Genomic DNA, 6,478 nt, shown 5'->3' with positions numbered 1-6,478 from the left:
GTTGACTTTTGGCACGCTGTTGAGTTCTCAAGGAACGGACACTTCCTTCGGTCTGCCTTCCAGCAGGCCCTCCGGGCGCTTCGTTCTTTCGTGTTCTCAGCTTATCAGATGTTTTCCGTGCCGTTTCCGGCGCTTCCTTCATCCAACTCGCTGCTGTCTTCTGCGGCTTGATGCCCCGTCCGACGTTTCAAACTCTAGCCGATCCTCGCTGCAGAAAGCGAATCCGGCCGCAATCCATATAAACGGGCACGCCGCATTGGACCCGAGCCGCGACGCCGAAAAGGCAGAACGCAGCCCAGCCCGAACCGGGTGTGGTGTTTCAGTGGATTGGCCGCCCCGGGACCGTCCGCGCCAATGCGTGTCCGGTGCTCCCAGCCGAGCGACTAGAGAACACTACGCCCGTCCCGGGCCACAGGCAAACCCTCCGCCCGGACCGTCTCACCGGCCCCGGCCGACAGAGGAGGGGTCCGGCACAGAGCAGTACAGAGCAGAGCAGTACAGAGAGGGTGACGGCGGACGTCACACGACCTGTCGTCACACCTGCCCACCGCCGTTACACAGCCGATGGGCGGCCGATGAACCGTCGTGACACGACCGGCCGGGGACCGCGACACGGCCTCCCTAGCGTCAGTGACGTCGCCCCGGCCACCTCCGGCCGGGTGCGGGCCGCGGCGGAGCCGTAAGGAATCCCGCAGCGACGTCCACGACCGAGGAGATCCACCGCATGACCAAGAGCAGCCGTACCCACCGCTCGCCCGCCGGCCGCGTCCTGGCGGTCTGCGCCCTCACCGGCGCCGCCCTGCTGACCGTCGTCGCCGGACCGGCCTGGGCCGACGGAGGCGCCCCCGCCCCGGCCGCCCCGTCCCCGGCCGTCGCCCCCGCCAAGCCCTCCCCCGCCAGCCCCTCCGCGGGTGCCGGCGTGGTCACCCCGACCGCCCGACCGAGCGACCCCGCCCCCGCCGCCCCGGGTGCCCCGTCCGTCGCCACCCCGTCGGCCCGGCCGGAGGCCTCCGGAGGCGGCGCCCCGCAGGTCCGCGAGGTGCCCAAGGGTGCGGCCGCTGCCGGGGACGGCTCCAGCTCCGGCGGCAACTCCGGCGTCATGCTGGTCGGCGGCGGCACCGTGGCCGCCGTCGGTGCCGGCGTGCTGGGCTTCGCCCTCCTGCGCCGCCGTTCCGGTGCGCGCGGCTGACACCGGTTCCGGGCCTTCCGGGCACCCCGTCGCCCCGCCCCCGTACGGTCACGTACCGGGGTGGGGCGGCGGGCCCCTGCCGGACGACGGGCGGCCCGGGACCGCCGAAACAGCGGAGCGGACGGCGCAGCCGCACCGGACGGCGCAGCCGGACCTGGCGGCCGACGGCGGCGGACGGCCCGACCGTGCGGAGCGCCGCCGTGGGACGCGCCCCGGCGGCCGGCACGGGCGGCGGACGGTCGACCCCGGCCCGACCGGACTGCGCCGGACCGCCTTCGGCGCCGCCGGACTGCTCTGCCTGGTGATCGGCGCCACCGTGGCCCTCTCGGGCCCGGAAACCCCGGTGGTCCGCGTGGAGACGTCCGTCCACAACGCCGCCGTCGTTCCCGGGGCGTCCGCGGGCGCCGGCGCAGCCGCTCCCGCCACGGCCTCCGCACCCGCCGCGCCCGTCCCCACCCCCCAGGCCTTCGCGGCCTCGGTTCCGACCAGACTCCTCATCCCGGCCGCGGGTGTGGACGCCCCGGTCACCGGCCTCGGCCTGAACGCCGACGGCACGGTCGAGGTCCCGTCCGCCGACCGGGCCGGGGACGTCGGCTGGTACCGCAACGGCCCGACCCCCGGCGAGACCGGCCCCTCCGTCCTGATCGGGCACTACGACACCGCGCACGGCCCGGCCGTCTTCCACGCGATGCCGAAGCTCAAGGCGGGTGACGCCATCCAGGTCCGGCGGGCCGACGGCAGTACGGTCTCCTTCCGCGTCCGCACACTGCTGCAGGCGCCGAAGAACGACTTCCCCACCGAGACGGTCTACGGCGACACCAAGGCGCCGGAGCTCCACCTGATCACCTGTGGCGGCCGGATCGGCGCGGACGGCCACTGGACCGACAACATCATCGTCCTGGCGGACCTGGCCACCCCGACCGGGTGAGCAGGCCCCCTGTGCGGGCGGGGCTCGCGGCCGCCGCCGCGGGCCCCGCCCGCGCGTACCCGCTGTCCGCACCCGCGCCCCGACATCCAGCACCGGGTACCCCGCACCCCGCACCCGCCCGGATCCCCCGGCGGCCGGAGAGAGATCATGGACCGCTGAAGCCCTCACCCGTTCAGCCCAGCCCGCCCCGGAACCGAGGGCTCCCCTCCGGACGACCTACCACCGTCGACGAACCGGCGGATCACCGCAGATCAGAAGGAAGGGATCCGACCATGGCAGCAGCGCTTCGGAGCCGGCTGCGGGTCCGGGTGTCCGCCGCGGCGGGCGCGGGGCTCCTCGGACTGCTGGCCGGTTCGCTCACCGGGTGCGCGACGCCCGGCGAGCTGCGCGAGAACGGCGTGACCGGGCGGGTGACACCACCCCCGGTACCCCAGCCGCTCTGGTCGGACCTGGCGGCCGCCCCGCCGCCGGTCTCACCGACCGCGGACGGCAGCCGGGCCACCGATCCGCCGCCGCAGCCGGTCCCGGACGTGACCGTGCCGGGCCAGGACATCACCGTGCTCGACGTCCGTACCGTGCTGGCCAAGGACCCCGGGGTGACGCCGGACGAACGGCGAGCCCTCGACGGCTGCCCCGCCTGTGAGGTCCGCAGCCCCGAGCACCGCGACCTCACCGGTGACGGGCGGGACGAACTGGTCACCGCCGTCGGCACCGGCGAGCTGGTGGTGCTGCACGTCTACACCCTGGCCGGGGACCGTGTCGTCCCCGTGCTGCGGGTCCCGGTGCTGAAGGGGTTCAGCGCGCAGACGATCGGCCCGGAGCTGTGGCTGTACGAGCCGACCACGGTGTCCGTCCGGACCAGCAGCCACTACCGCTGGGACGGGGTCCGGCTCGGCCTGGTGGAGCGGAAGGTCGAGGGGATCGGCCCGGTCCCCGGCCCCGGCCAGGGGAACACCGCCGACCCCGGCACGGTCCCCGCCCCCTCGCCCGCCACCCCCACCGTGACGCCGTCCTCCGGGACCCGCCCGTCCCCCGGTGCGGCCGTCCCCGGCCGTCCCCCCACACCCGAGGGCGGGGCCGGCGCCGGGGTCGTCTCCCCGCGTGCGGCCGTCCCCTCCCCCGTCCGTCCGACCCCAGCCGCCCCGGAAGCGAAGCCATGAACCCCGCCGTCCCGACCGCCCAGCCGCACATCCTGATCGTCGAGGACGACGAGGTGATCCGCGAGGCCACCCGGATGGCCCTGGAACGGTACGGCTTCCCGGTCTCCACGGCCGCCGACGGCCTGGAGGGACTGGAGACCTTCCAGGCCGTCCGCCCGGACCTGCTGCTGCTCGACGTGATGCTGCCGCTCCTGGACGGGGTCGGCCTCTGCCGGCGGATCCGCGAGGAGAGCCAGCTGCCGATCCTGATGATGTCCGCGCGCACCGACCCGGTCGACGTGGTCTCGGGGCTGGAGGCCGGCGCGGACGACTACATCGTGAAGCCGTTCGAGAGCGCGGTCCTGGTGGCCCGGATCCGCACGGTGCTGCGCCGGGTCCGGGTGGTCCCGGCCGCCGACGCCCCGCCACCGCCCCCGGACCCGGCGGCAGCAGCGCCCCTCGACCCGACGGGTTCCGCACCGCTCCCGCAGTCCCCACCATCCGCACCGCCCGCCCCGGGGGTACCCCCCGTCCCGGCCGCCCGGACCGTGCGCAGCCTCGACGGGATGGAGGTGGACACCGACAGCATGGAGGTGCGGGTGCACGGCCGGCTCGTCCCGCTCACCCCGACCGAACTGCGGCTGCTGCTGGAGTTCACCGCCGCGCCCGGCATCGTGCTGGAGCGCTCCAGCCTGCTGGAACGGGTCTGGGACTACGAGTGGGGCGCCGACACCCGGGTGGTGGACGTCCACGTGCAGCGGCTGCGGGCGAAGATCGGCGCCGGCCGGATCGAGACCGTGCGCGGCTTCGGCTACAAACTGCGGCGGCCGGTATGACGCTGCGCCGCCAGATCGCCACCGCCGTCGCCGCGATCTCCGTCCTGGTCGCGGTCACCGTCGGACTGCTGGTGCACCAGGCGATGGTCCGCCAGCACGTCGACCAGGCCCGGGCCTCCGCGCTCACCGCGCTCGACTCGTCGCTGGCCGCCTACAAGCTCAACCGCGCGATCACCGGCCGCACCACCGCCCTGGACGATCCGGCGCTCCCGGCGCGGCTGCGCAACCTGGCGTCCGACGAGCGGCAGGGGTCGGTCCTGGCCACCGGGCCGCAGGGCGAGGCCATGTGGGCGGCCGGTGCGGTCGAGGGCGGGGTGCTCTCCGTCCGGGTCGACTTCGCCCAGGACCGGCAGGCCATCGCCGACCTGGACCGGATCATCCTGATCGCCGTCACCGCGTCGGTCTTCACGACGGTGCTGGCCGGGGTCCTGGTCGCGGACCGGATCAGCCGCCGGCTGCGCACCGCCGCGGCCGCCGCGCGCGGAATCGCCGCAGGCCGTACGGACACCCGGATCGGCGAGCTGGTCGACGGGCGCGACGAGGTCGCCGATCTCGCGGCGGCGGTCGACTCGATGTCCCGGGCGCTGCACCGCCGGCTGGAGGACGAGCAGCAGTTCACCGCCGACGTGGCGCACGAGCTGCGCACCCCGCTCACCGGACTGGTGACGGCCGCCGAACTGCTGCCCCCCGGCCGACCGACCGAACTGGTCCGCAACCGGGTGCAGGTCCTGCGCTCCCTGGTGGAGGACCTGCTGGAGGTGTCCCGGCTGGACGCCGACGCCGAGACGGCCGACCTGTCGGCGGTGCCGCTGGAGCGCGCGGTGCGCCGCACGGTCACGCTGACCGGCCTGGCGGAGCCGACCGTCACGGTGGCGGGCGGGGCCGGCGCGGTGGTCCGCACCGACCTGCGCCGGCTCGACCGCATCCTGGGCAACCTCCTGGTCAACGCCGACCGCCACGGCGCCGGCCCGGTCCTGCTGACCGTGGACGGCCTGCAGATCACGGTCCGCGACCACGGCCCCGGCTTCCCCGACGACCTGCTCCACCACGGCCCCCAGCGCTTCCGCACCAGCGTCCGCGAACGCGGCCGCGGCCACGGCTTGGGCCTGACCATCGCCCAGGGCCACGCCCGGGTCATCGGCGCCACCCTGACCTTCACCAACCACCCCGCCGGCGGCGCCCTGGCAACCCTCCGCCTACCCCCCGCAGCAGCCCACGACGGCGAACCCCCCGAGGACCTCGACCGGGACCACCAGGAGTCCTCGCGGCCGCGGCAGCTCTAGACGCGCCACCTCTCGCCGACCCGGGCCCTCGACCGCTTCGCCCGCAGGGAACTCGCCCTGCCGAGGCCGCAGGTGCACGCCCTCGGCCACTGGCGGCCCTGAAGACCCGTGGCGTCGGCGAGGGGGCGGTTCCCCTTCGTCGGCGTCGCGTTCTGCTGCACTCCGCTCCGCTCGGCGGGCCGATTTCGCCGTTCTTTCCGGCAGGCGCGGGAAAGGACTTGAACGGCTCCCGGGGAGGTCCCGAATTTCGGACGGTCCGGAATGCGAATCGAGCCGTTCGCCGTCTCCGCTGTTGCCGGGGGCGGTGGGCGCGATGACTGCGCGTGACCGGGTCCGCGGTGAGGGGAGTCCACTCGGCGTCCCTCCGGAACCCACCTTCCGAGGGCACGGCCGGGGAAGTCACCGGCAGGACACGGCGTAGGAGCAGGCCTCCAACCGGCTTGATATCGCTCAGTGTTGACGCCTCCGGCGGTCCGGGTGCGGCGGTCCGGGAGGGTGGCCCCTGCGGAACCGGGGGCGAAATTATCCACCGCGGCGGGCCCGGGCCTGCTAGAGTCGTTTTAGTTGCAGTAGTGGTTCCCATGAACTTTGTGTGCGCCTGCTCGATGTATCGCAGGCGCATTTTTGTTTCCCGGCTCTTCCCCGGGTGGGTGCTCATCGCGGCGACTCGGAGCTCGCACGGTGCGAGCTTCGGACAGCCCCTTGAAGGAGTTTTTTTATGGCTAATGGCACTGTGAAGTGGTTCAACGCGGAAAAGGGCTTCGGCTTCATCGAGCAGGAGGGTGGCGGCCCGGACGTCTTCGCCCACTACTCGAACATCAACGCCAACGGCTTCCGTGAGCTGCTCGAGGGCCAGAAGGTCGAGTTCGACGTCACGCAGGGCCAGAAGGGCCCGCAGGCCGAGAACATTCGTCCGCTGTAGTTCTTCTGCCACGGCACCCGCCTAGCAGCGAGGGGCCCGCACCGCGTACATGCCCGGTGCGGGCCCCTCGGCATTGCGCCACGACCCACCCCCGGCCGCTCAGGCCCCCTGGCTCCGCCACCGGCGGCCATCCCCACGCGAGACGCACGGCGTCGCGTCCGGATCGGCGCCCTGCCGTGAC

At 74.1% G+C, this 6,478-nt stretch carries 6 protein-coding genes; all 6 read left to right on the top strand.

Annotated features, from left to right (window positions below; genetic code table 11):
* Positions 1-724 precede the first annotated feature (724 nt).
* The 6 genes from ACFVVX_RS34270 to ACFVVX_RS34245 all read left to right on the top strand — a co-directional run bounded on the left by ACFVVX_RS34270 (position 725) and on the right by ACFVVX_RS34245 (position 6,297).
* Positions 725-1,189 (top strand): sortase-dependent protein, encoded by a 465-nt coding sequence (locus tag ACFVVX_RS34270; RefSeq protein WP_387951524.1) that lies wholly within the window; start codon positions 725-727, stop codon positions 1,187-1,189.
* On the top strand, positions 1,176-2,117 hold the full coding sequence (locus ACFVVX_RS34265) for a class F sortase (RefSeq protein WP_387951522.1): 942 nt from the start codon (positions 1,176-1,178) through the stop codon (positions 2,115-2,117). Before ACFVVX_RS34270 ends, ACFVVX_RS34265 begins: the two co-directional genes overlap by 14 nt.
* A gap of 272 nt (positions 2,118-2,389) precedes the next feature.
* Positions 2,390-3,277, top strand: a complete 888-nt coding sequence (locus ACFVVX_RS34260; RefSeq protein WP_387951520.1) for a hypothetical protein — start codon at positions 2,390-2,392, stop codon at positions 3,275-3,277.
* The gene (locus ACFVVX_RS34255; protein WP_387951518.1) at positions 3,274-4,092 is read left to right on the top strand and encodes a response regulator; all 819 of its coding nucleotides are present in this window, start codon (positions 3,274-3,276) and stop codon (positions 4,090-4,092) included. The genes ACFVVX_RS34260 and ACFVVX_RS34255 overlap by 4 nt, the downstream gene beginning before the upstream one ends.
* A complete protein-coding gene (locus tag ACFVVX_RS34250; RefSeq protein ID WP_387951516.1) occupies positions 4,089-5,375 on the top strand; it encodes a sensor histidine kinase in 1,287 nt (428 codons plus the stop codon). The genes ACFVVX_RS34255 and ACFVVX_RS34250 overlap by 4 nt, the downstream gene beginning before the upstream one ends.
* A 718-nt stretch (positions 5,376-6,093) precedes the next feature.
* On the top strand, positions 6,094-6,297 hold the full coding sequence (locus tag ACFVVX_RS34245; protein WP_030918248.1) for a cold-shock protein: 204 nt from the start codon (positions 6,094-6,096) through the stop codon (positions 6,295-6,297).
* Positions 6,298-6,478: the final 181 nt, after the last annotated feature.

The sequence above is a fragment of the Kitasatospora sp. NPDC058170 genome (genome assembly GCF_042883905.1).
Lineage (GTDB): Bacteria > Actinomycetota > Actinomycetes > Streptomycetales > Streptomycetaceae > Kitasatospora.
This window is presented reverse-complemented; position numbering and strand designations above follow the sequence as displayed.

Bases quoted from the DNA above. Each gene is read 5' to 3' on its own strand.
- ACFVVX_RS34250 (WP_387951516.1), top strand. From the start codon at position 4,089: ATGACGCTGCGCCGCCAGATCGCCACCGCCGTCGCCGCGATCTCCGTC.
- ACFVVX_RS34270 (WP_387951524.1), top strand. From the start codon at position 725: ATGACCAAGAGCAGCCGTACCCACCGCTCGCCCGCCGGCCGCGTCCTG.
- ACFVVX_RS34260 (WP_387951520.1), top strand. From the start codon at position 2,390: ATGGCAGCAGCGCTTCGGAGCCGGCTGCGGGTCCGGGTGTCCGCCGCG.
- ACFVVX_RS34255 (WP_387951518.1), top strand. From the start codon at position 3,274: ATGAACCCCGCCGTCCCGACCGCCCAGCCGCACATCCTGATCGTCGAG.
- ACFVVX_RS34245 (WP_030918248.1), top strand. From the start codon at position 6,094: ATGGCTAATGGCACTGTGAAGTGGTTCAACGCGGAAAAGGGCTTCGGC.